The organism is Dyella sp. 333MFSha, from assembly GCF_900102405.1.
In the GTDB taxonomy this organism is placed as follows: domain Bacteria; phylum Pseudomonadota; class Gammaproteobacteria; order Xanthomonadales; family Rhodanobacteraceae; genus Luteibacter; species Luteibacter mycovicinus.
In genome coordinates this window covers 769,025-792,248 of sequence record NZ_FNBR01000002.1, presented here as the reverse complement: position 1 = coordinate 792,248, position 23,224 = coordinate 769,025, and the positions used below count along the sequence as shown (strand labels likewise).

At 64.7% G+C, this 23,224-nt stretch carries 31 protein-coding genes and 1 tRNA gene; 18 read left to right on the top strand and 14 right to left on the bottom strand.

The genetic code is table 11. From position 1 onward, the window contains the following. Window positions 1-71: 71 nt before the first annotated feature. From BLT40_RS10905 to BLT40_RS10870, 8 genes are all read right to left on the bottom strand, one after another. Entirely contained in the window at window positions 72-938 is an 867-nt protein-coding gene (locus BLT40_RS10905; protein ID WP_090352993.1) for a cobalamin biosynthesis protein, read from the bottom strand. A gap of 45 nt (window positions 939-983) precedes the next feature. Continuing rightward, window positions 984-1,970 (bottom strand): NAD(+) diphosphatase, encoded by a 987-nt coding sequence (gene nudC / locus BLT40_RS10900; RefSeq protein ID WP_255363995.1) that lies wholly within the window; start codon window positions 1,968-1,970, stop codon window positions 984-986. 13 nt (window positions 1,971-1,983) lie between these two features. Next, entirely contained in the window at window positions 1,984-2,370 is a 387-nt protein-coding gene (erpA, locus tag BLT40_RS10895) for an iron-sulfur cluster insertion protein ErpA (protein ID WP_143025871.1), read from the bottom strand. 31 nt (window positions 2,371-2,401) lie between these two features. Further along, window positions 2,402-2,836: a bactofilin family protein gene (locus BLT40_RS10890; RefSeq protein WP_090352987.1), complete on the bottom strand. Its 435-nt coding sequence runs from the start codon at window positions 2,834-2,836 to the stop codon at window positions 2,402-2,404. After that, the gene (locus BLT40_RS10885; protein ID WP_079522362.1) at window positions 2,823-3,569 is read right to left on the bottom strand and encodes a DUF6776 family protein; all 747 of its coding nucleotides are present in this window, start codon (window positions 3,567-3,569) and stop codon (window positions 2,823-2,825) included. The genes BLT40_RS10890 and BLT40_RS10885 overlap by 14 nt, the downstream gene beginning before the upstream one ends. A gap of 132 nt (window positions 3,570-3,701) precedes the next feature. Next, the gene (gene bfr / locus BLT40_RS10880) at window positions 3,702-4,184 is read right to left on the bottom strand and encodes a bacterioferritin (protein WP_036109515.1); all 483 of its coding nucleotides are present in this window, start codon (window positions 4,182-4,184) and stop codon (window positions 3,702-3,704) included. Window positions 4,185-4,288: 104 nt separating this feature from the next. Next, complete coding sequence (locus BLT40_RS10875) at window positions 4,289-4,492, bottom strand: (2Fe-2S)-binding protein (protein WP_036109516.1); 204 nt, start codon at window positions 4,490-4,492, stop codon at window positions 4,289-4,291. Between the two features lie 77 nt (window positions 4,493-4,569). Further along, entirely contained in the window at window positions 4,570-5,112 is a 543-nt protein-coding gene (locus BLT40_RS10870) for an RNA pyrophosphohydrolase (protein WP_036109517.1), read from the bottom strand. Window positions 5,113-5,286: 174 nt separating this feature from the next. Here BLT40_RS10870 and BLT40_RS10865 point away from each other — a divergent pair. Next, window positions 5,287-5,363 (top strand) — tRNA-Met (locus BLT40_RS10865). A 71-nt stretch (window positions 5,364-5,434) separates the two neighbouring features. Here the strand turns inward: BLT40_RS10865 and BLT40_RS10860 are convergent. The 4 genes from BLT40_RS10860 to BLT40_RS20730 form a co-directional block, all read right to left on the bottom strand. Further along, window positions 5,435-5,758 (bottom strand): hypothetical protein, encoded by a 324-nt coding sequence (locus BLT40_RS10860; protein WP_090352984.1) that lies wholly within the window; start codon window positions 5,756-5,758, stop codon window positions 5,435-5,437. A gap of 43 nt (window positions 5,759-5,801) precedes the next feature. After that, the gene (locus BLT40_RS10855) at window positions 5,802-6,320 is read right to left on the bottom strand and encodes a hypothetical protein (RefSeq protein WP_090352981.1); all 519 of its coding nucleotides are present in this window, start codon (window positions 6,318-6,320) and stop codon (window positions 5,802-5,804) included. A 28-nt stretch (window positions 6,321-6,348) separates the two neighbouring features. Next, window positions 6,349-6,537, bottom strand: a complete 189-nt coding sequence (locus BLT40_RS10850; protein WP_090352979.1) for a hypothetical protein — start codon at window positions 6,535-6,537, stop codon at window positions 6,349-6,351. 104 nt (window positions 6,538-6,641) lie between these two features. Further along, entirely contained in the window at window positions 6,642-7,292 is a 651-nt protein-coding gene (locus BLT40_RS20730; RefSeq protein WP_090352976.1) for a LuxR family transcriptional regulator, read from the bottom strand. A gap of 209 nt (window positions 7,293-7,501) precedes the next feature. Here BLT40_RS20730 and queD point away from each other — a divergent pair, with 209 nt between their 5' ends. From queD to glmU, 13 genes are all read left to right on the top strand, one after another. Beyond that, entirely contained in the window at window positions 7,502-7,858 is a 357-nt protein-coding gene (gene queD, locus BLT40_RS10840; RefSeq protein ID WP_090352974.1) for a 6-carboxytetrahydropterin synthase QueD, read from the top strand. A 93-nt stretch (window positions 7,859-7,951) separates the two neighbouring features. Then, the gene (locus tag BLT40_RS10835; protein ID WP_036109519.1) at window positions 7,952-8,278 is read left to right on the top strand and encodes a phasin family protein; all 327 of its coding nucleotides are present in this window, start codon (window positions 7,952-7,954) and stop codon (window positions 8,276-8,278) included. Between the two features lie 169 nt (window positions 8,279-8,447). Then, a complete protein-coding gene (locus BLT40_RS10830) occupies window positions 8,448-8,813 on the top strand; it encodes an ATP synthase subunit I (protein ID WP_255363994.1) in 366 nt (121 codons plus the stop codon). Between the two features lie 3 nt (window positions 8,814-8,816). Further along, window positions 8,817-9,656 (top strand): F0F1 ATP synthase subunit A, encoded by an 840-nt coding sequence (atpB, locus tag BLT40_RS10825; RefSeq protein WP_036109521.1) that lies wholly within the window; start codon window positions 8,817-8,819, stop codon window positions 9,654-9,656. Between the two features lie 85 nt (window positions 9,657-9,741). Next, window positions 9,742-10,029: a F0F1 ATP synthase subunit C gene (atpE, locus tag BLT40_RS10820; RefSeq protein ID WP_036109522.1), complete on the top strand. Its 288-nt coding sequence runs from the start codon at window positions 9,742-9,744 to the stop codon at window positions 10,027-10,029. Between the two features lie 82 nt (window positions 10,030-10,111). Then, complete coding sequence (locus tag BLT40_RS10815; protein ID WP_036109523.1) at window positions 10,112-10,582, top strand: F0F1 ATP synthase subunit B; 471 nt, start codon at window positions 10,112-10,114, stop codon at window positions 10,580-10,582. A 2-nt stretch (window positions 10,583-10,584) separates the two neighbouring features. Continuing rightward, window positions 10,585-11,118, top strand: a complete 534-nt coding sequence (locus tag BLT40_RS10810; RefSeq protein WP_036109524.1) for a F0F1 ATP synthase subunit delta — start codon at window positions 10,585-10,587, stop codon at window positions 11,116-11,118. A gap of 50 nt (window positions 11,119-11,168) precedes the next feature. Then, entirely contained in the window at window positions 11,169-12,719 is a 1,551-nt protein-coding gene (gene atpA, locus BLT40_RS10805; protein WP_036109525.1) for a F0F1 ATP synthase subunit alpha, read from the top strand. A gap of 71 nt (window positions 12,720-12,790) precedes the next feature. Then, complete coding sequence (gene atpG, locus BLT40_RS10800) at window positions 12,791-13,699, top strand: F0F1 ATP synthase subunit gamma (protein ID WP_090352969.1); 909 nt, start codon at window positions 12,791-12,793, stop codon at window positions 13,697-13,699. Window positions 13,700-13,775: 76 nt separating this feature from the next. After that, on the top strand, window positions 13,776-15,188 hold the full coding sequence (atpD, locus tag BLT40_RS10795; RefSeq protein WP_079522357.1) for a F0F1 ATP synthase subunit beta: 1,413 nt from the start codon (window positions 13,776-13,778) through the stop codon (window positions 15,186-15,188). 42 nt (window positions 15,189-15,230) lie between these two features. After that, the gene (locus tag BLT40_RS10790) at window positions 15,231-15,656 is read left to right on the top strand and encodes a F0F1 ATP synthase subunit epsilon (protein WP_036109528.1); all 426 of its coding nucleotides are present in this window, start codon (window positions 15,231-15,233) and stop codon (window positions 15,654-15,656) included. Between the two features lie 112 nt (window positions 15,657-15,768). After that, the gene (locus BLT40_RS10785) at window positions 15,769-16,845 is read left to right on the top strand and encodes an AsmA family protein (RefSeq protein ID WP_079522356.1); all 1,077 of its coding nucleotides are present in this window, start codon (window positions 15,769-15,771) and stop codon (window positions 16,843-16,845) included. A 67-nt stretch (window positions 16,846-16,912) separates the two neighbouring features. Then, window positions 16,913-18,292 carry a bifunctional UDP-N-acetylglucosamine diphosphorylase/glucosamine-1-phosphate N-acetyltransferase GlmU gene (gene glmU / locus BLT40_RS10780; RefSeq protein WP_090352965.1) on the top strand — a complete coding sequence of 460 codons (1,380 nt, stop codon included), beginning with the start codon at window positions 16,913-16,915 and terminating at the stop codon, window positions 18,290-18,292. A 5-nt stretch (window positions 18,293-18,297) separates the two neighbouring features. Here the strand turns inward: glmU and BLT40_RS10775 are convergent, their stop codons facing one another. Next, the gene (locus BLT40_RS10775; RefSeq protein WP_255363993.1) at window positions 18,298-19,284 is read right to left on the bottom strand and encodes a chorismate transformation FkbO/Hyg5 family protein; all 987 of its coding nucleotides are present in this window, start codon (window positions 19,282-19,284) and stop codon (window positions 18,298-18,300) included. A gap of 177 nt (window positions 19,285-19,461) precedes the next feature. Here BLT40_RS10775 and BLT40_RS10770 point away from each other — a divergent pair, with 177 nt between their 5' ends. From BLT40_RS10770 to BLT40_RS10755, 4 genes are all read left to right on the top strand, one after another. Next, the gene (locus BLT40_RS10770; protein ID WP_036109531.1) at window positions 19,462-19,734 is read left to right on the top strand and encodes a phosphopantetheine-binding protein; all 273 of its coding nucleotides are present in this window, start codon (window positions 19,462-19,464) and stop codon (window positions 19,732-19,734) included. A 67-nt stretch (window positions 19,735-19,801) separates the two neighbouring features. Then, on the top strand, window positions 19,802-20,116 hold the full coding sequence (locus tag BLT40_RS10765; RefSeq protein ID WP_052191425.1) for an ApeI family dehydratase: 315 nt from the start codon (window positions 19,802-19,804) through the stop codon (window positions 20,114-20,116). After that, window positions 20,113-21,069: an LpxL/LpxP family acyltransferase gene (locus BLT40_RS10760; RefSeq protein ID WP_036109532.1), complete on the top strand. Its 957-nt coding sequence runs from the start codon at window positions 20,113-20,115 to the stop codon at window positions 21,067-21,069. The genes BLT40_RS10765 and BLT40_RS10760 overlap by 4 nt, the downstream gene beginning before the upstream one ends. Before the next feature lie 8 nt (window positions 21,070-21,077). Continuing rightward, window positions 21,078-21,512: a hotdog family protein gene (locus tag BLT40_RS10755; protein WP_090353883.1), complete on the top strand. Its 435-nt coding sequence runs from the start codon at window positions 21,078-21,080 to the stop codon at window positions 21,510-21,512. A 108-nt stretch (window positions 21,513-21,620) separates the two neighbouring features. Here the strand turns inward: BLT40_RS10755 and BLT40_RS10750 are convergent, their stop codons facing one another. Continuing rightward, window positions 21,621-23,216 carry an NAD(P)/FAD-dependent oxidoreductase gene (locus BLT40_RS10750; protein ID WP_090352963.1) on the bottom strand — a complete coding sequence of 532 codons (1,596 nt, stop codon included), beginning with the start codon at window positions 23,214-23,216 and terminating at the stop codon, window positions 21,621-21,623. Between the last annotated feature and the right edge of the window lie 8 nt (window positions 23,217-23,224).

The window sequence follows — 23,224 nt, the reverse complement described above, 5'->3', positions numbered from 1 at the left end:
CCCCGAATTTGGCTCAGTCACCCCACCGCTAACACGTAGGGCTTTGTCTCGGATCGGCGTAAGTCGATATATCACGCCACCCAGGCGACCAACACGATCAGCGCGACCACTGCCAGCCAGACCACAAGCACGCGCCGTATGACCCGGCGCGCATCTTCGAGTTCAACGACGGGGTCGCTGACGTCCTGCGCGTAGCCATCGCCGGCTTCCACGTCGGCATCGACACCGGCACGGGCGACGGCACCCAGGAAGTCCGGATCCAGCCGTGAGCGCGGGCTGCCCGAGGTGCGATGCCACTGTTTCCAGGCACCCATGACGGCATCGAAGTCGGAAACCAGCGCCATCGCGAAGACCATGAGGTGCGCGGGAATCCAGTCGAGCGCATCGGCCAGGCGACGTGCCGCGGTACGCGTGTCCGTGTCGACGGATAGCGACGCGTCGCGACCCAGCAACTGCGCAAGACGGTAGCCGAGCGCGCCGGCCGGACCGAGCAGCAGGAACCACAGCAGCACGCCGAAGCGACGGCGCAGCGCGCCGTAAAAGGCCGCCTCGACCAGAGCCGGCGCAAACCACGGAAGGGTCTCTTCGTCGTGGCGGAGCGCGATCAGGGCCTCGTCGCGGCGAAGCGTATCGCTCGCACGCAGGATCGCGTCGATATCGGTCTCGATTTCGCGGGGTCCGAGTGCGTAGGTCAGGACGACGATCGCGAAAGCCAGCCATGCCAGATCGAAGAAGGGCAGGGCGCGGAGTACGCCTGCGATGATCGCCGCCGCGATGACGGGAACCAGCAGCACGACCGCGACGCGACCTGGACCGGAAAGATCGCTCAAGCGGGAGACCCAGCCCCGGAACCAGCGGTCGTCACGCCAGCGCGCCAGCCGGGGCACGCTCCAGACGATGGCCAGGGAGATGAGAATCGCGAGGAGACGTAGAGCCATGGCAAGCGGAATCCGCAGATCGATGGCCCGATTGTAGGCGAACCGTCAGCGGGCCGGCGAACTCGCGATCAGTTCCTCGAGGGAGATATTCCGCTGCGCCAGCCAGTGTTCGATCAGGCGATACGAGACCGAAAGCGGAGGCGGTACGCCCAGTTCACCCGAGCGCATGCCGGAGACGATGTCCTCGGCCGTGAACCAGCGGGCATCTTCCAGCTCGTCGTCGCGGAGGACGATCTCGCGGGTTCTGGCCGTGGCCGTGAAGCCGACCATCAGGGACGCCGGCAGGGGCCAGGGCTGTGACGAGTGGTAGGTCGCATGAAGTACCTCGACGCCGGACTCTTCGCGCACTTCGCGCCTGACCGCATCCTCGAGCGACTCGCCCGGCTCGATGAAGCCGGCCAGTGTGGAATACCGGCCCGCCGGCCAGCCGCGCTGTCGGCCCAGCAGGCAACGGTCGCCGTCCTCCACGATCACGATGATCGCGGCGTCGGTGCGGGGAAAATGCATGTGCGGACCGTCGGGATTCGTGCACTGCACGCGATGTCCCGAAGCCACGACGAGCGTGGGAGCACCGCAGAGACTGCAGAAACGCGTCTGCCGCTGCCAATGCGTGATGCCCTTGGCGAACGCGAAGAGTCCCGCTTCGAAGGCCGGCAGGATCAGCCCGGCTTCGCGCAGGGACATGCGTCGCGCGGAGGTCAGGTCGACGAAGATCTCAGCATGCGCCTCGTCGAGCACCAGCGTGAACCATGCCGTTCCGTTGGCTATCCCCAGCAGCGTGGAGACCACATCGCCGAAGCGTTCGGCCCGCATCACGGGAGTCATCCACTGAGGATGCTCGCCACGCTCGTCGACGAAGGCCTGCCCTTCGCTGTCCAGCACCAGGAAGCGCGTGTCGTCGGCGCGTTCGGTTTCTTCGACCCAGAGACGATCGTCGCGGCGCTCGGCCATCCGGTCGATAGCGACACCGGCGAAGACGTTCTCCCGCACGCGGCCCTCTGCGGACGTGTGGCGCTCCGTGCCGGAGCTCACGCGGTACGACCGGTCATGCGCTGAACGAGGAGCCGCAGCCGCACGTGGTCTTCGCGTTGGGATTGCGAATCACGAACTGCGAACCGCTGAACGACTCGGCGTAATCGATCTCGGCGCCGGTCAGGTACTGCAGCGACAGCGGATCGACGACAAGGGTCACGCCCTCGCGCGATACGGCCAGGTCGTCCTCGGCCTGATCTTCGTCGAAGGTGAAGCCGTACTGGAAACCCGAGCAGCCGCCTCCGCTGATGTACACGCGGAGCTTGAGCGAGGGGTTGCCTTCTTCGTCGATCAGCTCATGCACCTTTCGTGCGGCGGCCTCGGTGAAGATCAGGGGCGAACCCGCCGAGCGGTAATCCGGCGCGGCTGCCGACGGAGCCATGGGGAAGGGGTTGTTCATGCCTCCCATAATGGCGCCGATCGGCTACAGGTCAAGCCTCGGACAAGGTCGGGGTCTTCTCGATACCCGCCTGGGCCAGCTGCCGTACGGTCGGGGGCGCCCGATGGATCATCTTGCCGTTGACCTGGGCGCCGGCGGCCATTTCCAGCACCTGGTAGTGAACGTCGCCTTCGATACGCGCCAGCGGCGCCAGTTCGAGCCTTTCGGACACATCGATGTCGCCGGTCACGCCGCCGTTGATGCTTGCGTGTGGCACCTCGATCCGTCCGGTGACGCGTCCCGTCTCACTAATGGTGAGAAAGCCGTCGCTACCCGTGTCGGCGTGGACGGAGCCCTCGACCGCGCCATCCAGGTGCAGCGAGCCGCTGAAAAGCACGTCTCCACGAATGATCACGCCCCGCGCGATCAGGCTCGTGGCGGCGACGCCGACGGCTGGCCCCTGGTTCTTCCCCTTACTGTTGAACATCGCTTGCCTCGTCGTTGCGTGTTGCGTCGGCCCAGGCCACGGTGGCGCTGACGGCGTCATCCCCGGCAGGCCGTGCCTCGAGGCGCAGCCGCGTCGGCTGAAATCCAGCCGGCAGCGTGAAGCTGCCCTGGATCTGTTGAAAATACCGGAAGGCGAAGGGCAGGCCATCCACGGATGCGGCCTGGCCGAGAGCGGCGCCCTCGAGCGTACGCACCTTGTTGTCCTGGATACCCTCGACGGCGAGGTGGATGTCGCCCTTGACCTCATCGCCCCGGCGCGCGTTCTGAGTCAGGGTGATCATCACGTTCCAGGCGTTCGGCGTGCCCTTGATCGCCGTGGTGCGTGTGCCCTGGATTTTCAGCCCGTCGCGCTGCCCGTTACCGCCGACCAGGCGCGAATAAAACGCCAGATCCGTGCGCAGGCCACTGATCTCCTCGTCGCGCTCAGCAAGGTTCCGCTTCAGCTCCCGCGCGGCGATCTCGCTGACCTGGCCCGCTCGCTGCAGGTTGGCCACCTGCTGGCGCAGGTCTTCAGCCTCGGTCTCGTGCGCCACGATGCGGCCATGGCCGGGTGTGCCGGCCGGCGCCCTGCCCGCCGTCAGGCTCCAGGTCACCAGCGCGGTCAGGAGCAGGCTGCCCAGCCACGCGGCGCCCATCAGCAGCCGCTTTCGCCGCTCGACGGACATGTCGTCGAGACGGCGCACGACGAAGCGAGGTGGATGGCTTGGGGCCATGAATGGATCCGTGGAGAAGGCGTGAAGGCCGGATGGTATAGCCCCCGACTTCCGCCGCGGTCAAGGAACCCGCTCTCGTTCCACGAAAAAGGCCGCCTTGCGGCGGCCTTCCGGGGCGTCGAAGCGACCTGATCAGTGCTTGTCGAGCGAGCCGACCTTGCTGAGCATGTAGCGCTCCGGACCGATGTCCGAGATGAGACTGAACTGCGTCTCCAGCCAGTCGATGTGCTCTTCTTCCTGGCCCAGGATGAACTTGAAGAGGTCGCGGCTGACGAAGTCGTGGATGCCCTCGCTGTAGGCAATGGCCTCGCGCAGATCCTTCGTCGCGATCATTTCGAGATCCAGGTCGCCCTGCAGCGCTTCGACCACGTTCTCGCCGATGCGCAGCTTGCCCAGGTGCTGAAGGTTCGGCAGGCCGTCGAGGAACAGGATCCGCTCGATCAGCTTGTCGGCGTGCTTCATTTCCTCGATGGACTCCTCGTACTCGTGCTTGGCGAGTTCGTTGTAGCCCCAGTCCTTGAACATCCTGTAATGCAGGAAGTACTGGTTGATGGCGGCCAGCTCGTTGTAGAGGACCTTATTGAGGAATTCGATGACCTTCGCGTCGCCCTTCATGGGGGTGTCTCCCTGGATATTCAGCGGCGACTATACGACTCGCGGGGAAGCGATGACGTAACGAGAATGAAGACGGTTCGCGTCCGCAAAGGCGGGGCGCGAGCTCAGGCCGGAGTAGGGAGAAAGCTCAGTACCGGGCGCATCTCGGAGACCGCCTCACGGAGGCACTGCCGGGCTTCGGATTCACAGGCCCCGCAGCAGTCGGAGCAACCGGTGCGGGCCTGGAGCTCGGCGAACGATTCGACACCATCGGCCGCGGCGCGGCGAATGGCGTGGTCGGTGACGGCGTTGCACATGCATATGTACATGGGCCGGCATTCAAATACGAATGCGAACGATTGTCAACTACACAAATGTGAAATTCAGCGGTGAGGCCGCTCAGCGATCATTCGCCGCCGCGGGCGAGCCGCTCGGCTTCGGCCTGCTGTGGGCAGGTGCCCACCGTGACCGAGCACACGGTCTCGACCGTGGGAGCGAACTGACGTAAGGCGCGCTCGTACACCTGGCGCTTGAAGTTGACCACATGATTGGCGGGATACCAGAAATCGACCCAGCGCCACAGATCGAACTCCGGTTTTTCGCAGGCGTCCAGCCGAAAGGTGTCCTCGGTGCACTTGAGGCGCAGGAGGAACCACACCTGCTTCTGGCCGATGCAGGTGGGGCGCTGGTGGTGTCTCACGAAGCGGCTGGGCAAGCGGTAGCGCAGCCAGCCACGAGTCTCGGCAAGCACTTCCACGTGCTTGGCGAGCAGGCCTGTCTCTTCTTCCAGCTCGCGGTACATGGCCTCGAGCGGCGTTTCGTCGCTGCGCATGCCCCCCTGAGGAAACTGCCAGCCGTCGCGGTTGACACGGCGCGCCCAGAACAGGCGCCCGTCTCCATTGAGGAGAACGATGCCCACATTCGGTCGATAGCCATCTGCGTCGATCATCCGCCCTCCGCGAATCCATGCCGCGCGCCAGACTTGCAAGCCGGAAACGTGCGCGATGGGCCCGATTCAACCACAGCGCGAGAAGACGGGGCAAGGCACCACTTGAACGGAAGCTCAGCCCCGATTAAACTGCCCGGCCTTCGTGAGCCTCGCTTACGAACGACCAGGTTCCATGGCTAGGTAGCTCAGCTGGTCAGAGCGCGGCACTCATAATGCTGAGGTCGGCGGTTCGAGCCCGCCTCTAGCCACCAAAGTGAAAAGATAAAAGCGTGCCCACAAGGCGCGCTTTTTTCTTTTCCGCCAATTAGTTGGCTTGCCTCAGTCACTTTTCGGGCGCGCGGTGCGCGACTATGGAAGGTCGATATCGCCAGTCTGTTCGCGGCGCCGATGGCTGGAAAGCGTTGAATATCGCCCGGTCAAAGAGGCTGGCGCTGGATATGTCGGCGACCGGAATGACTTTGTACGCGGGTAAATCGGTGACAACGGCCTGGAAGGCCTTCGTGTAGTCCTCGGTGAAGGTGACTCTGAGAGTGTCCTTGTCGCGGTAGCCGCTCCGGAGAACGACGAGATTGACATGGGTGAACGCACTCGCCGTGAACGAAGGTGTGTTTTCCAGCACGCCCACATAGACCTTTCGGTCCTTCATCGTGATCAGAAGCGGGGCTCAGCATCCCAGGAGAATCCGGCTGTTAGAGTGCCTCGAAAAGCGCTTCTTCATGAAGCCGATGGGCTATCCATTGGCGGATGCCAGGAATCGAGCACGCGAGTCGCCGGAAAATCTCGAGCGGCATTGAGCGAAACCGCGCGCCCGGTGCGGGCCGAAAGGCGTGAGCGCTCATCATCATGAGCGATTCCAGCTGAGTCAGTGAGCCCCGGCCGTAGAGCCAGAGGCCGGATTCGAACATCGGCCAGGCTCTATTGAGCCAGATCGCCCCGGCGACACCGAGCCCGAACGCTAGCGCGCCGGTCCCGATGCCTTGCATGTCCAGGGCCCGATGGACTAATCGCCCGAGAAGGAGGCCTCCGGGCACCTGCAAGGCGATGAGCACTATGGCTCTTGCTATGACCGCTAACAGCAGGCCGACGAAGGCGGAGGCGAGCAACAGCTGTTCGCGTGCCTGTCGGGATGACCAATACACCGCGCAATTGGTGTAAGTGACCAGAATGTATCCGCCGAGCAAGGGGAGGATTAGCAGGTTGTACGGCATGCTCGCGTCCTTGCGTCGGTTCAACCGATCAACCTTCAGGCTTTTTGTTTCGCTTCGTCGCTGCGCCAGACGAGGCCGGGAGCGCGGATATCGCCTCGAGCATCTTCCGACCCCCCTCGCTCTTGAAGAAGCGGCGCACGTCGACCGTCATGCCGTTGCGGTGGAGGGACGCGTAAGTCATGCCCTTCAGCTCAGACGCTTTGAACAGCTTGCCCACGGTTCGATCTCCTCAATGCCTTTACCGCCGCTCACCCTTTGAAGTTCACGGGTAGCACTGTCAGTCTGCGCGTAACCTGCCTGCACCTGCCAGTGCCTGGCAACCTAGACGTATTGTCCGCCAATGGCAGCAGCCGAGTCGGTCTCGCCCGCGCCTGCGGTCTGCGCAGCGCTCACAGTGGCCCCGTCCAGCACCGCCCTCGCCAGTTCCACGACGTTATGCACGCGCAGCTTCGCCATCAGGTTGGCGCGGTGGAGTTCGACGGTCTTCGGGCTGATCCGCAATTCGCTGGCGATGACTTTGTTGAGTTTGCCACCCATGATTCCGTCGAGCACCTGCGATTCCCTTCGCGTCAGGCCGAGGTCCGGGCGCGTGGCGGCGATCGAAATGGGGCTGGCCGGAGAATCCGCCGCCACGCTCTCATCATCGGAGAGGGGCATCAGAAAAACGGCCTGGAACGCGCCGCTGGGTGCTTCCAGGCGCTGCCGGGTCACGCGATAGCGGCGAGGCTGGCCGTGCGGATCGCGGAAGGCGAATTCGTCGGCGGCGCCGGCAGGCTCCAGGTGATCGGCGATCCAGCGCGGTCCGGCTCTTCCACGGCCCACGCCAAACTCCCGCCGGAATGCGGCGTTGACCATCACGGCGCGCCCGCCTTCGTCGCGCCAGACCACGCAGGGCATGGGCAGGGCGGCAAATACTTCCTCGGCCAGTCCGCACTGGTGCGGCCGGTCTAGCGAGTCACGACCAAGGCACATGGATGCCTCCTCAGTGAGCACGAATTTCCTCAACGGACGCCCCCCGGCTCCGTCGGACAAGTTACCACTGCAACCGTTCCGATCGTAAAAGTCCACGAAACGACGCCATGACGGTTCGAAAATGCGAACCACGTCGTGAAGGCGGCCGCTGAGATCGTTTGAAGCCCGGTCCGTTACACTGTCCAGTCATCAGAGATCGATTCACCCTCATGCGTATCTATAAGACGTTCAACATCGAGGCGGCCCATCGCTTGCCGAATGTGCCCGAAGGCCACAAGTGCGCGCGGCTGCACGGTCATTCGTTTCGTGTGGAGCTCCACGTGGAAGGCCCGGTAGACCCCGTTTTCGGCTGGGTCATGGACTTCGGCGACCTGAAGGCGCGCTTCCAGCCGCTCTACGACCGCCTCGACCACAACTATCTCAACGACATCGACGGTCTCGAGAATCCGACCAGTGAAAACCTCGCGCGCTGGATCTTCCAGCGGCTGCGTGTCGACGTGCCGGGTCTGGCCAAGGTCGTGGTCAACGAAACCTGTACCTCGGGTGCGGAATACTCAGGCGACTGAGGCAAAGGCTGTCATCGCAACAATTAGCGGTTGCTGCGCCGCCGCAGACGGGTCTACACTCCGGCACCTCCCCGTTCCCCACGGATGCACTCGATGCCTCACGTAAACGGTTACGCCGATCTTGCCCGCTTCGTCGAGCAGGCCACTTCCGCGCAGGCCCTGGCCTGGCGCGGCATGGAGCGCGTGGCCGACCTGCACCTGCAGGCGATGGAAGGGCATGCGCGTGCGGCATCCGGCCTGATGGCCGATGCCATGCTCGCTACGGATGCGAACGCGATGCGCGCCATCATGGCTCGCGGTGGGGACCTCCAGCGGGAAGGCGTCGAGCGTGCCGCATCGGCCGCCGGTGGCATATTCGACGTAGCCGTTGAGACGGCCACCTCGCTCGGCGCGCTGGTAGGTCAGCCCGCCAGGGCCTGATCCACCGCCGCTCCCTCGCCAACGACGCGACGGACGGTCGCGCCGGCGGGTGGTTATTGGACTTTCGTCGCTTGTCCCGTCGTTTACGGCGCTGGTATACTTTTCCAGATTAGACCGTGGCCCGTTGAACCAAAGGTGCCGCCTCGAGCGAAACCACGGGAGCCTCGCGTTGCTCAACAGTCTTGCCGCCGGTCGTCATCTCGCCATGCGCATCGTTATCGCGCAGATCGGGGTGGCTATCATCGCGGGACTCGCTTTTTCACTGCAGGGGCGTGCCGCCGGACTGGCCGCATTTGCAGCCGCCCTGATCGTCGCTATCGCCAACGCGCTTTTTGCAGCGCGAGCGTTCAGCGCGCTGGGTGGAGGCGCGGCGACGTTCATGAGGTTCCTGGTGGGAATGATCCTTCGCTGGATCGTCCTCGTCGGCGGGCTGGCGCTCATTCTGGTCCAGTGGAAACTGCCGTTCCTGCCCGCGCTCGTGGGGTTGGTAGCGGGTTTCACGGTCAACGTATTTGCATTCAGATTCAAGGGTTGAGGCATGGCGAGCGAACCGCAAGGCGGTCTGACCGAATACATCCAGCACCACCTGAACCACATGACGGTGAATTTCAGCGCCGATCATTTCTGGTTCTGGAACATCCGCCTCGACTCGATCGTGGTGTCCTTCGTGCTGGGCGCCATCTTCTGCCTGTGGTTCTGGCTGTTCGCCCGTAAGGCGACGTCGGGGGTCCCGTCCAAGGGTCAGGCGCTGGTCGAACTCGCCGTTGAATTCGTCGACACTCAGGTGAAGGACACCTTCCACGGCGACCGCCGCACGGTCACGCCGCTGGCGCTGTCGATCTTCATGTGGGTGTTCTTCATGAACGCGATGGATCTGCTGCCGGTGGACCTGCCCGGCTGGCTGGTGCATACGTTCAGCGGTGCCGAAGTCGCGCATCACACCTATTTCCGCCAGGTTCCCACGGCTGACATCAATACGACGGTCGGTCTGGCCCTCGCGGTGATCCTCATCGTCATCGGCCACGGCATCAAGGCCAAGGGCGGCTTCGGTTTCGGCAAGGAAATGCTCACCGCGCCGTTCCATGCGGAGAGCATGGGCGCCAAGATCGTCCTGCTCATCCCGAATCTGCTTCTTAACGTCGTCGAGACCCTGTCGAAGCCCGTGTCCCTCGCGATGCGACTCTTCGGCAACATGTACGGTGGCGAACTGGTGTTCATGCTGATCGCCGGCCTGATGGTGAGCTGGATCGGCTTCGTGCCTGGTGTCGTGTTCAACACGGCCTGGGCGATCTTCCACATCCTGATCATCGCCCTCCAGGCGTTCATCTTCATGATGTTGACGATCGTCTATATCGCCACGGCACGTGAACACCACTAACTCACCGCACCGACGTTAGACCGCTCAGTCCAGTTTCGTTTCGTTTCCACCCATTCGTCATTCTTAGATATCCCAGGAGAACACCATGGAACTCACCGCACTCTTCGCACACGTGCAGGGCATGACCGCCATCGCCATCGGCGTGATCATCGGCCTCGGCGCGCTCGGCGCCTGCCTCGGCATCGCGATCATGGGCTCGAAGTTCCTCGAGTCGGCCGCTCGTCAGCCGGAACTGGTTCCGCTGCTGCAGGGCCGCATGTTCCTGCTCGCCGGTCTGATCGACGCCGCGTTCATTATCGGCCTCGCCATCGCCCTGCTGCTCGCCTTCTCGAACCCGCTGATCGGCGTTCTGCGCACCGCCGCCGGCGGCTGAGCAAGCGTTCGTCTTCGTCGCCGTGGCGTAATCCGTCACGGCGACCGTCAGTACCCCAGCGTTCGGAGTCTTTGGAGAGATCATGGAAATTAACATGACCTTCCTGGGCCAGATGATCTCTTTTGCGATCCTGGTCTGGTTCACCACCAAGTTCATCTGGCCCCAGCTCAACGGTGCCATCGAAGAACGCCAGAAGAAGGTGGCCGAAGGGCTCGCCGCGGCGGAGCGCGCCCGCGCCGAGCTGAAGGATGCCGACGCCAAGGTCGCCACCGAGATCAAGCAGGCCCGCGTGCAGTCGACGGACATCATCGACAAGGCGCAGCAGCAGGCCAACCAGATTCTCGAGAAGGCCCGCGCCGACGCGATCGAAGAGATCAACCGCCTGAAGGCTTCGGCCCAGGACGAGATCGCTTCGATGGCCCAGCGTGCCCGTGAGCAGCTTCGCGAGCAGGTCGGCGCCCTCGCTGTCCGTGGCGCGGAGAAGATCGTGCAGCGCGAAATCGATCCGGCGGCCCACAAGGCCCTGCTCGACCAGCTCGCTGCCGAGATCTGATCATGGCCCAGGCGCTCACCCTCGCCCGTCCCTACGCACGCGCCGCCTTCGAAGTGGCGCATGCGTCGGGTTCGCTGGCCGACTGGTCGTCGGCGCTGAACTTCGCGGCGCTCGTCGCCGCGGACCAGCGCGTCGCCGGCCTCGGCAACGATCCGCGCGTGCTGCCGACCCAGCTGGTCGCGCTGCACCTGCCGCAAGGCATGGCCGCCGAGGCGCCGTTCGCCCGCTTCCTCGAGGAGCTCGCGGAAAACGGCCGCATGGCGCTCCTGCCGGAAATCGCCTCGCTGTACGACGACTACAAGCGTGAGTCGGAGTCGACCCTGCTGGTCAAGGTTACGAGCGCGATGGATCTCGACGCCGCCGAGTCGGACAAGCTTCGCGTTTCGCTGAAGCGCCGCTTCAAGCGTGAGATCGAACTGGATACGCACGTCGATCCGGCGTTGCTTGGCGGTGTCGTCATCGACACGGGCGAGCAGGTCATCGACGGTTCCGCGCGAGGCCGCCTGCAGCGGCTGGCCAGCGCGCTGACGCACTGATTCTCATACCACCGGGTGCCGTGAAAGCGGCGCGACCCAAGGAACCGACCATGTCCAGCACCACACTGAATCCGTCCGAGATCAGCGAGCTGATCAAGACCCGCATCGAGCAGTTCAAGCTCGGCGCCGAGGCACGCAACGAAGGCACGATCATCAGCGTGTCCGACGGCATCGTGCGCATCCACGGCCTGGCCGATGTGATGCAGGGCGAAATGATCGAACTGCCGAACGACACCTACGCCCTCGCGCTGAACCTCGAGCGCGACTCGGTCGGCGCCGTGGTGCTTGGTGAATACCAGCACCTGCGCGAAGGCGATGCCGCCAAGACGACCGGCCGCATTCTCGAAGTGCCGGTCGGCCCGGGCCTGCTCGGCCGCGTCGTCGACGCACTGGGTAACCCGATCGACGGCAAGGGTCCGATCGACGCCGCCGGCAGCAGCCCGGTCGAGAAGGTCGCTCCGGGCGTCATCTGGCGCCAGTCGGTCGACCAGCCGATGCAGACGGGCTACAAGTCCATCGACTCGATGATCCCGATCGGCCGCGGCCAGCGCGAGCTGATCATCGGCGACCGCCAGACGGGCAAGACCGCCGTCGCGATCGACGCGATCATCAACCAGAAAGATTCGGGCATTAAGTGCATCTACGTCGCCATCGGCCAGAAGCGCAGCTCGATCGCCAACGTCGTGCGCAAGCTCGAAGAGAACGGCGCGCTGGCCAACACCATCGTCGTCGTCGCTTCGGCATCCGAAGCCGCCGCCCTGCAGTACGTCGCGCCGTATTCCGGCTGCGCCATGGGCGAGTACTTCCGTGACCGCGGCGAAGACGCGCTCATCGTGTACGACGATCTCTCCAAGCAGGCCGTGGCTTACCGCCAGATCTCGCTGCTGCTGAAGCGTCCGCCGGGTCGCGAAGCCTACCCGGGCGACGTGTTCTATCTCCACTCGCGTCTGCTCGAGCGCGCCTCGCGCGTCAGCGCCGAATACGTCGAGAAGATGACCAACGGCGAAGTGAAGGGCAAGACCGGTTCGCTGACCGCGCTGCCGATCATCGAGACCCAGGCCGGCGACGTTTCCGCGTTCGTTCCGACCAACGTCATCTCGATCACCGACGGCCAGATCTTCCTCGAGACCGATCTGTTCAACGCCGGTATCCGTCCGCCCGTCAACGCCGGTATCTCGGTGTCGCGCGTCGGTGGTGCCGCCCAGACCAAGATCATCAAGAAGCTGTCCGGCGGCGTGAAGCTCGCTCTCGCCCAATACCGCGAGCTGGCTGCGTTCGCGCAGTTCGCCTCGGACCTGGACGCCGCGACCCGCGCCCAGCTCGACCGTGGCCAGCGCGTCACCGAACTGATGAAGCAGGCGCAGTACTCGCCGCTGTCGATCGCCGAACTCGGCGTCTCGGTCTACGCGGCCGAGAAGGGCTACCTCGACGACCTGCCGGTCAACAAGGTGCTGCCGTTCGAGAAGGGCCTGCACGCCTTCTTCCGCCAGAATCACGGCGACCTGATGAAGAAGATCGACGAGACCGGCGACTGGGACAAGGACATCGAGGCGACCTTCAAGTCGGCCGCCGACGAGTTCAAGAAGACCGGTAGCTGGTAATAGCGAGACGCACGGGGCGGCGGCAACGTCCGCCCCGTGATCCGGCGTCACCCTTTACAGACGAGTAAGCCATGGCTAGCGGCCGCGAAATCAAAACCAAGATCAAGAGCACGCAGAACATGCGCAAGGTGACGCGTGCGCTCGAAATGGTCTCGGCGTCGAAGATCCGCAAGGCGCAGGACCTGATGAAGGCGTCGCGTCCTTACGCGCGTCTGATGCGCAAGGTCATCGCGCACGTCGCCCAGGCCAGCACGGACTTCACCCATCCGTACCTCACCGAGCGTCAGAACGTCGCGCGCGTGGGCTTCATCGTGGTGTCGACCGATCGCGGCCTCGCGGGCGGTCTCAACTCCAACCTGTTCCGTCGCACGCTGACCAGCATCCGCGAGTGGCAGGACAAGGGTGCCGAGATCGACGTCGTCGCCGTCGGCCAGAAGGCCGTGCAGTTCTTCCGTCGCATCAAGGGCGTCAACCTGATCGGTTCGGCCACGCACCTCGGCGAAAAACCGAAGCTGGAAGACCTGATCGGCGTGATCAAGGTCGTGCTCGACGCCTACGGCGACAACAAGCTCGATCGCGTTTTCCTGGTCTACAACGACTTCGTCAACACGATCGTGCAGAAGCCGACGATCGAGGCCCTGCTGCCCCTCACGCTGGTGGCGAAGGAACTCGAGGACGCCGAAGGCGATGCATCCACGGGCGTGAAGGTCGAGCAGACCCACGACTGGGATTACATCTACGAACCCGATGCGCGCACGGTGCTCGAGCATCTGATGACGCGTTACATCGAGTCGGTGGTGTACCAGGCCGCGCTGGAGAACCTCGCCAGCGAACACGCCGCGCGCATGGTCGCCATGAAGGCCGCGTCGGACAACGCGAACAAGGTTATCGGCGAACTGACACTGGTCTACAACAAGGCACGTCAGGCCGCGATCACCCAGGAAATCTCGGAGATCGTCGGCGGCGCCGCCGCGGTCTGACCGAAAGCTACACGCGATGGCGACGCAGTGAGCGGCGCCCGAACAGAACCTTACGAAGATTCATCCGGAGCATTCCATGAGCCAGGGCAAAGTTGTTCAGATCATCGGCGCGGTCGTCGACGTCGAATTCCCGCGCGACCAGGTGCCGCAGGTTTACGACGCACTGAAGATCGACGGCACCGAGATCACCCTCGAAGTGCAGCAGCAGCTCGGTGACGGCATCGTGCGCACCATCGCGCTCGGTTCCACCGACGGCCTGCGCCGCAACCTGCTCGCCCGCAACACCGGCGAAGGCATCAAGGTGCCGGTCGGTACCGCCACGCTCGGTCGCATCATGGACGTGCTGGGCAACCCCATCGACGAAGCCGGCCCGATCGGCGAGAAAGAGCAGTGGGTCATCCACCGCGAAGCCCCGTCGTATGACGAGCAGGCCGCGGCGAACGAACTGCTGGAAACCGGCATCAAGGTCATCGACCTCATGTGCCCGTTCGCCAAGGGCGGCAAGGTCGGCCTGTTCGGCGGCGCCGGCGTCGGCAAGACGGTCAACATGATGGAGCTCATCAACAACATCGCCAAGGCGCACTCGGGTCTGTCCGTGTTCGCCGGCGTGGGTGAGCGTACGCGTGAAGGTAACGACTTCTATCACGAGATGAAGGACTCCAACGTCCTCGACAAGGTCGCGATGGTCTACGGTCAGATGAACGAGCCGCCGGGCAACCGCCTGCGCGTCGCGCTGACCGGCCTGACGATGGCCGAGTACTTCCGTGACGAGAAGGACGAGTCGGGCAAGGGTAAGGACGTCCTGCTGTTCGTCGACAACATCTACCGCTACACGCTGGCCGGTACCGAAGTGTCCGCGCTGCTCGGTCGTATGCCGTCGGCCGTGGGTTATCAGCCGACGCTGGCCGAGGAAATGGGCGTCCTGCAGGAGCGCATCACCTCGACCAAGACCGGCTCGATCACGTCGATCCAGGCCGTTTACGTTCCCGCGGATGACCTTACCGATCCGTCGCCGGCCACGACCTTCGCGCATCTCGATGCCACGGTCACGCTGAGCCGCGATATCGCCTCGCTGGGTATCTACCCGGCCGTCGATCCGCTCGCTTCCAGCAGCCGTCAGCTCGATGCCTCGGTTATCGGCCAGGAGCACTACGACACGGCCCGTCGCGTGCAGGGCACCCTGCAGCGCTACAAGGAGCTGAAGGACATCATCGCCATCCTCGGCATGGACGAGCTGTCGCCGGAAGACAAGGCCTCGGTGTCGCGCGCCCGCAAGATCGAGCGCTTCTTCTCGCAGCCGTTCCACGTGGCCGAAGTCTTCACCGGCTCGCCGGGCAAGTACGTCGCTCTGAAGGAAACCATCCGCGGCTTCAAGATGATTCTCGACGGCGACCTGGATCACCTGCCCGAGCAGGCGTTCTACATGGTCGGCGGCATCGACGAAGCCATCAAGAAGGGCGAGGACATGGGTGCGAAGAAGGCCGCGTAAGCGACCTTCTCCTCCCATTCCCGACCAACGGAAGACAAGCCCATGACCCACACCATCCGCGTCGACATCGTCAGCGCCGAAGCCGAGATCTACTCCGGCGAAGCCACGCTCGTGGTCGCCACCGGTGAGCTTGGCGAGCTGGGTATCGCGCCGCGTCACGCGCCGCTGATTACCCGCCTGAAGCCGGGCCACGTGGACGTGGTCGGCACCAACGGCGATCGCCAGCAGTTCTATGTCTCCGGCGGCATCCTCGAGGTGCAGCCGCAGGTCGTGACGATCCTCGCCGACACAGCCGCCCGCGCGGCCGACCTCGACGAGGCGGCCGCCCTGAAGGCGAAGGAAGAAGCCGAGGCCGCGTTGTCCAACCGCGGCCCCGAGATGGACGTCGCCGAAGCCCAGGCCAAGCTGGCCGAGGCGCTGGCGCAGCTCCAGGCACTCGAGCGCATGCGCAAGACGCTGAAGCACTGAGCGACGCAGCCTCGCCCGATAAACCCCTCTCCGGAGGGGTTTTTTTTGCTTCTTCATCCGGAAATGACTGCCGCGGCGCAACACTGGGCTGTCGTTTCAAGGTGAAAGTCTCATGCGCACCCGCTACCGCCGAAGCTTCTGGATCCTGGGGATCGTCGCCGTCGTGCTCATCGCGGCCCGCGTCGCGCTGCCGTATGTCGTGCTCAACTACCTCAACGGTCGCCTGGCTCACATGGGCGCCTATGCCGGGCGGATTGCCGATATCGACATCCATCTGTGGCGCGGGTCGTACTCGATCGACCAGATGTCGGTGACCAAGGTCGACGGCAAGGTGCCGGTTCCACTGTTCAAGACCACGCGCGCGGACATTTCGCTGACCTGGCGCGCGCTGGTGAAGGGTCACTTCCGCGGCAAGATCGATTTCTACGATCCCGTCGTCAACTTCGTGGACGGCAAGTCGGAGGGCGACAAGCAGACGGGTAAGGGCGTGGACTGGCGCGAGCAGCTTCGTGCCCTGGCGCCGTTCCGGTTCGACGAAATCAACGTCATGAATGGCACGATCACCTTCAACAACTTCGTGTCGAGCCCGAAGGTCGACCTGAAGATGACCGACGTCAACGGCACGGTGACCAACCTCACCAACGTCCAGCGTGAAGGCGGAGACCGGGTAGCCCATATGCACGCGACGGCCAAGGTGCTTGGCGACGCGCCGCTCGAAACCCATGCCGACATCGATCCGGTGGAACGCCTCGGCGACTTCCATTATTCGATCACCGTCCACGACATCAAGCTGGTCAAGGCCAACGATCTCGCGCGCGCTTATTCCGGCCTCGATTTCGCGGGCGGCGAAGGCGACTTCGTCATGGAGCTTCAGGCCAAGGATCGCAAGCTCAGTGGCTATGCCAAGCCACTCTTCCACGGACTGAAGATCTTCAGCTGGAAGCAGGACGTGGAGGAAGACAAGAAGGGTCCGCTGAAGATCGTCTACGAAGCGGCGGCCGAGGGCGTGGCCAAGCTGTTCAAGAACCAGTCCAAGGACCAGTTCGCGACGCGTGTGACGATATCCGGCAACATCGACGACAAGAGCGTTTCCACGTCGGACGCCATCATCGGCATCCTGCGGAATGCCTTCGTCGAGGCCTATAAGCCGAACCTCGAAAACCTCAGCAAACGGAAGGACGACGAGTAGCCGACTTGGCAGCGCCGGCCAAACGCGCGACAGTGCGGCCCTCACTTACAGGCAGGTACGAGAGCCCATGACCGCTACGCCCCTTCACGTCCTGATCCTCGCCGCGGGCGAAGGCAAGCGGATGAAGTCCGCATCCGCCAAGGTGCTGATGCCGTTGGCGGGGCGGCCTCTGCTGTCGCATGTCATCGGTTCGGCGCGTGCGCTGAACCCCGTTGGCGTGCACGTCGTCTACGGACATAACGGGCAGCAGGTGCGCGATGCGTTCGCCGCCGATGGCTCGCTGGGCTGGATCGAGCAGCGCGAGCGTCTCGGTACCGGGCATGCCGTACGCACGGCGCTCGAGGCCCTGGAGACGGATGGCAAGCTCGAGGGACGGGTCCTCATCCTCTACGGCGACGTTCCTCTCATTCGCGCCGGAACGCTGGCGGCACTGGTCGGCACCGGCGAGGGTCTCGCCATGCTGGCGACGCGCCTCGCGGATCCGAAGGGTTACGGGCGCGTCGTGCTCGATGCGGCCGGCAAGGTCCGTCACATCGTCGAAGAAAAGGATGCCAACCCTGCCCAGCGCGCGGTCGACCTCGTCAACACGGGTATCGTCGCCGGCGATGCGGCACGCCTTCTCGCCTGGACGCGTGCGCTGGGCAACAGCAACGCGCAAGGCGAGTACTACCTCACCGACGTCTTTGAAATGGCCGCGGCCGAAGGAGCGCCCGCCGCCTGCGTCGATTGCGATCCGGTCGAAGCGTCAGGCGCGAACGACCCGTGGCAGCTGGCCGGTCTCGAGACGCTGTACCGGGAACGCGCCGCGCGCGAGCTGGCCCTGGCGGGCGTCCGTCTCGCCGATCCGGCGCGGCTGGACGTGCGTGGCAGCGTGAGCGCGGGGCGCGACGTCGAGGTCGACGTCAATGTGATCTTCGAAGGCGAGGTCGTGCTCGGCGACGACGTGCGCATCGGTCCGTTTACGCGCGTGCGCAACGCGACGCTGGCTGCCGGCACCGTCGTGCTCGCGCATTGCGACCTGGATGGCGTGGTCACCCACGGGCCTTGCACGATCGGTCCGTTCGCCCGCTTGCGCCCGGGGACCGACCTGGCGGCCGGCGTGCACATCGGAAACTTCGTCGAGACGAAGAACGCCGTGATCGCGGAGGGATCGAAGGCCAATCACCTCAGCTACCTGGGCGACACCGTGATCGGCAGCAAGGTCAACATCGGTGCCGGCACGATCACCTGCAATTACGACGGCGTAAACAAGAGTCGTACCACGATCGAAGACCGGGTGTTCGTGGGATCAAACAGCTCGCTCGTCGCGCCGGTGACCCTGCGTGCCGGTTCGACGATCGGTGCGGGCTCGGTGATCACCAAGGACGCACCGGCCGATACGCTGACGATCTCGCGTGCACGGCAGACGGCGATCGAGGGCTGGGTGCGACCTGTCAGGAAGCCGTGAGGCTATCAGCCCCGGTAGCGCCATCCATCGATCTCCACCAGCAACTCCGCCCGGCAGATGTCGCCGTGCACCAGCAGCAAGGGGGCGGAGGGGAAGCGCTTTGCCGCGAAGGCCCGCACCGCGGCTTCATCCTCAGGATGCCGTACGTACACCTTCAGCGGCGCCCCGCCATCGAGTCCGGCGGGCATGCCGCCGGACTCGAGCAGGGCATCGAGATTCCGCAGCGTTTCCGCCAACTGAGCTTCGAGATCCCCGGCGTGCGCGGAGGCATGACCCACGACCGCGGCGGTGCCTGAAATCGCCAGCACATCGCCCGCCGGCAGCAGGGTGGCGCGCGCGAAGCTCGGCGGGGTGCGCCCGTACTGACGCGGATACTGCCAGGCACTGACCTGACGCGGATTTTCCACGCGGGTGCCCGGCCGGTCGGTCGCGAGCAGATACACCTGCAACAGCCCGGGATCGCCGTGATGCCCGATCGCCGAGGCCGCCGGAAATCCCTGCGCGAACACGTCGCCCATGCCGCGGATACGCCCCGTGCAGAAGTGCTTGTAGCGTTCGTCGTCGCCCGAGCCCTCGTTGATCGCGCCGAGGTAATTCCAGATGCGCTGCACGTGCCGTTCTTCGGCCGCCTCGACGAACCTCGAAAGCAAACCATACGCATGCACGGCCGCGCCTTCGGGCCCGCCATGGTCGTCCTCGTGGCATTCGACGGCGGCGTAGAGCCAGCCGCCGCCGCGCGACCAGCGCAGGTCGCCGTCGCGGCCCGCCTCGACGGGGGCATCCACTTCCCACGCTTCCAGCGGCGCGTCGCCCAGCGGATCGAGGACGACCCGCAGCCAGCGCGGATCGTCGATCTCGCGAGGTGTCGAGCCAAAGCCGAAAAGGGCCAGCGTCCGCGGACCCGGCGCGGCGGAGCCGTCGCGATAACGGACCAGCGGGGAAGGAGGGGCGGTGAGCGCCGTGCGCTCGCGCATTTCATTGCCGTGGGGCATCAGGTAGTCCATAGAACGCGTTCGGGGCATCATATCGTCACGCCGTCGGCGATAAACGTGAACGGTCGATTCTTCACGAAGCTGAGTGGCCGCAGGGGCTTGCCCGGGGGCCCTGTGATAAACTCCGCGACCGCTGCCATCCGGGGGGAGGCAGGAAATCCAGGACCTGGAAACACAATGGCAACGCAAACCGCAGCACAGCACGAACTCGCCGAACTGATCGTCACGAGCCTCAACCTCGAGTCGGTGCAGCCGGCCGACATCGACCCGGAAGCGCCCCTGTTCGGCGGCGACCTGGGCCTGGATTCCATCGACGCCCTCGAAATCGCCCTGGCGGTGTCCAAGCGCTATGGCTTCCAGCTGAAGTCCGACAATCCGGACAACCGGACCATCTTCACCAGCCTCCGCACGCTGTCCGAGCACATCGAACAGCACCGCGCCGCGGCCTGATCGTCGTTCAGGCACCACTCGCCCGGAGCGTGCTTTGCTTCGCCCCGACCGTGAGCCTGAGATGCCCATGACCGATCCAGCCGACATCGCATCGTTCGTGCGCCCGCTGCGTTTCGACGCGGCGCACCCGAGTTTCGCCGGACATTTTCCCGGTCGCCCCATCGTTGCCGGCGTCCTGCTGCTCGAAGCCGCGGCCGACGCGTTGCGCGCGTGGCGCGGTGTCGGCGTGGGCCAGGTGATCGACGCGAAGTTCCTGCTGCCGCTGCTTCCCGATGAGGATGCCGAGGTCGAGCTGACCGGGCTGGATGCCGCGCGGGTGCGTTTCACCGTTCGCCGCGGCTCCGACACCCTGGTCCGCGGCACGCTCGAGGGCCGGGCATGAGTCACTGGAAACAACGGGAAGGTGGCGGGCGCTTTGCGATCTGGCTGATCCGCACGATCGCCCTGCGCCTCGGACGGGGCGTCGCGCGCCTGCTGCTTTATCCCATCGCGCTGTATTTCTTTCTGCGTCGCGCCGACGAACGCGCGGCCTCGCGCACCTATCTGTCGCGCGTGCTCGACCGGCCGGTGACCGCATATGACGTGTTTCACCATATCCACATGTTCGCCGCGACGCTGCTTGACCGGCTGTTTTTTCTGGCCCGTGGCGAGCGCGACTTCGAGGTCGAGGTGGAGGGCCTGCCGGAACTCGACCGACACCTGAATGCGGGACGCGGTGTTCTCCTGATCGGCTCCCATCAGGGTAGCTTCGAAGCATTGCGCGCGCTTGGCGGACGCCGTCCCGATGTGCCGCTGCGCGTCGTGCTGGACAAGCAGAAGACACCGGCGTTGACCGCCGTGCTCGAGGCGCTCGCGCCCGATGTCGGCGCCGCGGTGATCGACGCGGCGCTGGGAGGCGCATCCATCGCGCTCGCAATGGCCGAAGCCGCGGAGCAGGGCGGCATGCTCGCGCTGTTGGCCGACCGCGGGCATCGCGGTGAAGCGACGCGCATGGTGCCGTTCCTCGGCAAGCCTGCGCCGTTTCCCACGGGGCCATGGCAGCTCGCCGCCGTGCTCAAGGTTCCGGTGGTGGTCTGCATGGGTATCTATCTGGGCGGCAACCGCTACCGGTTGATCTTCGAGGCCTTCTCCGAAGGCATCGACGTGCCTCGTACGGAACGCGCCGCCGTCCTCGATGCGGTCGTGGCGCGCTACGCCCAGCGCGTCGAGCACTACGCCCGCGCCTATCCGTTCAACTGGTTCAACTTCTACGACTTCTGGCAGGAGATGGAGTCCGTAGAGGAGCCAGCCGCCGCCGTCGCTCTCTCCGGGCACTCCGATGCCCACGGCGGATGACCGTGTCCCTGCTGTCCAGACACGAGTTCATCGACCTGATTCCGCATGCGGGCGATATGTGCCTGCTCGACGGCGTGGTCGCCTTTGACGCATCCGCCCTCCATGCGTTCAGCACGCGCCATGTACTGCCGACGCATCCGCTGCGCGGCGCCCACGGCCTGCACGCGCTGCATCTGGCCGAATACGGCGCGCAGGCGATGGCGGTGCATGGCGCTTTACTGGCGAAGGAGCGCGGGGACACCGAGCCCCGTCCGGGGATGCTGGTGAGCCTGCGAGGGGTGAAGCTGGCGGTCGAACGGATCGATACGCTGGAAGGACGCCTCGACGTGCAAGCGGAGTGCCTGATGGCCGATACGTCCGGTGCCCAGTACAGTTTTCGTATCGCGCATGACGGCGTCGAGATCGCCTCGGGTCGAGCCGCGGTCATTCACCCGGCGGGTTGATTCGCCGGGCCGGAGGGGCAGCGCGAAAGGGTGACTGATGAGGAGCCTGACCGGCCCCTCCGGACCGACCGCCGTAGTGTCGATCCGCGGCGTCTCAGATCGCGCGACTCACGCCACCTGAGCGAACAGCGTCGTCCGCGCGCCCTCGACATCCACCAGATGCTCCGCACCTTCGATCAATGACGGATGATCCGCCGCCGCACGCTCGACCACGTGGGCCGCGAGCAGCCGCATCATGTGCACGTTGGCGCGGATGCGATCGCCGAGCGCTTTTTCGTTGAGCGAATCGTGCAACGTGGCATTCATGTCGGCGAACCAGGTGAGGTCGCGCTGATCCAGCATCATCTTCGGGTTACGGCGCTCGGACACGGCGTGCCAGCGCTGGAAGAAGACCTGCATCTCCTTGTTGAGGTCGGCCGCGGCGAGCAGCTCCGGCGCCAGGCGCCCGATGAAGTGCGTGTCGGCCAGTCGCTCCTGGAACATGATCTGGCAGAGCACACCCCAGTAATAGGCGTAATCCCAGATCACCTTGATCGACAGTACTTCGGGATCGCCGAACAGGTTGTACTGGCCGCGGTACATGTGCAGCGTATTCTCGTAGAACGAGAAGAACAGCCGCTCGTAGGCACGCGCGTGTGGCGCCAGCGGTTCGCCGCGCCGGTCCACGCCGATCAACTCGGTGATGTACGTGTTGGAGATGGCGATGAAGTCGCTGCCGGGCGAATAGAACGGATCGAGAAACGCGCCGGCTTCGCCGGTGAGTGCCCAGCGGTCCGACGAAAACATCCGCGAGCAGCCATAGGAGAAATGCCGGAAGAAGGCGAAGTCCAGCAACTTGTCGCGGCGCTTTTCGATCTCGCGCGCGACCACGGGCTGGTGCTCATGGATCCACGCCAGCGCCTTCTCGAAATCGCGCATGCCATCCAGGGGATGCATCTTGGCGTCGGCCACGATGCCGACCGAATGCGCCCCCGACGACAAGGGAATCAGCCACAGCCAGTAGCCCGGGCCGACCAGATGATTGGTGGAACGCCAGCGCTCCGGCGGATGCACGCGGTCCTTCCATTCGGCGTCATCGCACCAGCCGTCGATCTCCAGGCGATCGTCGATACGGAACCACACCGCATTGGCGTGGTGGCCGTTGTCGCGGGTGAGATCGAGTTTGCGCCGTATCATGCCCGCACGCCCCGAGGCGTCGAGCAGCCAGCGTGCCTGCAGCTCGTGGTCACTGCCGGACTGGCTGAAGCGAACCGTGTGGCTGTCGTCACCCTTGCCGATGTCAAAGCCACGGACGGTGGCGCCCTCGCGGAAATCGATGCCGCGGCGTACCGCTTCCTCGCCGAGGAAGGTTTCCAGAATACCGCGATCGATCTGGTAGCTCGGCGTCGGCAACACAGCGCTGACCCCCAGTTCAAGAACGTCGGCGAGGTCGTCGCGACCTTCCGAGAAAAAGAACCGAAAGCCGAACTTGCGGATGTGCTCCGTCTCGAAGTGTTCGCGCAGGCCCAGCGTATGCGTGAAGTAGTGGGCGGCGATTTCCACCGTCGACTCGCCGACCTTGTGCGCCGCCACCGGCAGCGGTCTTACCTGCCGCTCCAGCACGACGATGTCCATGTCGGGGTAGGCGCCTTTAAGCTGCAGCGCCAGGGACAGTCCCGCCAGGCCACCGCCAAGGATGACTGCGTCATATAACTTGCGATCCATCGTATCGA

Coding starts and splice junctions, on each gene's coding strand:
- BLT40_RS10790 (WP_036109528.1), top strand. CDS start 15,231: ATGACCCACACCATCCGCGTCGACATCGTCAGCGCCGAAGCCGAGATC.
- BLT40_RS10750 (WP_090352963.1), bottom strand. CDS start 23,216: ATGGATCGCAAGTTATATGACGCAGTCATCCTTGGCGGTGGCCTGGCG.
- BLT40_RS10860 (WP_090352984.1), bottom strand. CDS start 5,758: ATGAAGGACCGAAAGGTCTATGTGGGCGTGCTGGAAAACACACCTTCG.
- BLT40_RS10785 (WP_079522356.1), top strand. CDS start 15,769: ATGCGCACCCGCTACCGCCGAAGCTTCTGGATCCTGGGGATCGTCGCC.
- BLT40_RS10835 (WP_036109519.1), top strand. CDS start 7,952: ATGCCTCACGTAAACGGTTACGCCGATCTTGCCCGCTTCGTCGAGCAG.
- BLT40_RS10870 (WP_036109517.1), bottom strand. CDS start 5,112: ATGATCGACGCAGATGGCTATCGACCGAATGTGGGCATCGTTCTCCTC.
- BLT40_RS10855 (WP_090352981.1), bottom strand. CDS start 6,320: ATGCCGTACAACCTGCTAATCCTCCCCTTGCTCGGCGGATACATTCTG.
- BLT40_RS10770 (WP_036109531.1), top strand. CDS start 19,462: ATGGCAACGCAAACCGCAGCACAGCACGAACTCGCCGAACTGATCGTC.
- BLT40_RS10885 (WP_079522362.1), bottom strand. CDS start 3,569: ATGGCCCCAAGCCATCCACCTCGCTTCGTCGTGCGCCGTCTCGACGAC.
- atpD (WP_079522357.1), top strand. CDS start 13,776: ATGAGCCAGGGCAAAGTTGTTCAGATCATCGGCGCGGTCGTCGACGTC.
- atpA (WP_036109525.1), top strand. CDS start 11,169: ATGTCCAGCACCACACTGAATCCGTCCGAGATCAGCGAGCTGATCAAG.
- BLT40_RS20730 (WP_090352976.1), bottom strand. CDS start 7,292: ATGTGCCTTGGTCGTGACTCGCTAGACCGGCCGCACCAGTGCGGACTG.
- atpE (WP_036109522.1), top strand. CDS start 9,742: ATGGAACTCACCGCACTCTTCGCACACGTGCAGGGCATGACCGCCATC.
- BLT40_RS10905 (WP_090352993.1), bottom strand. CDS start 938: ATGGCTCTACGTCTCCTCGCGATTCTCATCTCCCTGGCCATCGTCTGG.
- BLT40_RS10775 (WP_255363993.1), bottom strand. CDS start 19,284: ATGCCCCACGGCAATGAAATGCGCGAGCGCACGGCGCTCACCGCCCCT.
- BLT40_RS10760 (WP_036109532.1), top strand. CDS start 20,113: ATGAGTCACTGGAAACAACGGGAAGGTGGCGGGCGCTTTGCGATCTGG.
- BLT40_RS10875 (WP_036109516.1), bottom strand. CDS start 4,492: ATGTACATATGCATGTGCAACGCCGTCACCGACCACGCCATTCGCCGC.
- BLT40_RS10810 (WP_036109524.1), top strand. CDS start 10,585: ATGGCCCAGGCGCTCACCCTCGCCCGTCCCTACGCACGCGCCGCCTTC.
- BLT40_RS10765 (WP_052191425.1), top strand. CDS start 19,802: ATGACCGATCCAGCCGACATCGCATCGTTCGTGCGCCCGCTGCGTTTC.
- BLT40_RS10815 (WP_036109523.1), top strand. CDS start 10,112: ATGGAAATTAACATGACCTTCCTGGGCCAGATGATCTCTTTTGCGATC.
- bfr (WP_036109515.1), bottom strand. CDS start 4,184: ATGAAGGGCGACGCGAAGGTCATCGAATTCCTCAATAAGGTCCTCTAC.
- erpA (WP_143025871.1), bottom strand. CDS start 2,370: ATGAACAACCCCTTCCCCATGGCTCCGTCGGCAGCCGCGCCGGATTAC.
- queD (WP_090352974.1), top strand. CDS start 7,502: ATGCGTATCTATAAGACGTTCAACATCGAGGCGGCCCATCGCTTGCCG.
- glmU (WP_090352965.1), top strand. CDS start 16,913: ATGACCGCTACGCCCCTTCACGTCCTGATCCTCGCCGCGGGCGAAGGC.
- atpG (WP_090352969.1), top strand. CDS start 12,791: ATGGCTAGCGGCCGCGAAATCAAAACCAAGATCAAGAGCACGCAGAAC.
- BLT40_RS10890 (WP_090352987.1), bottom strand. CDS start 2,836: ATGTTCAACAGTAAGGGGAAGAACCAGGGGCCAGCCGTCGGCGTCGCC.
- atpB (WP_036109521.1), top strand. CDS start 8,817: ATGGCGAGCGAACCGCAAGGCGGTCTGACCGAATACATCCAGCACCAC.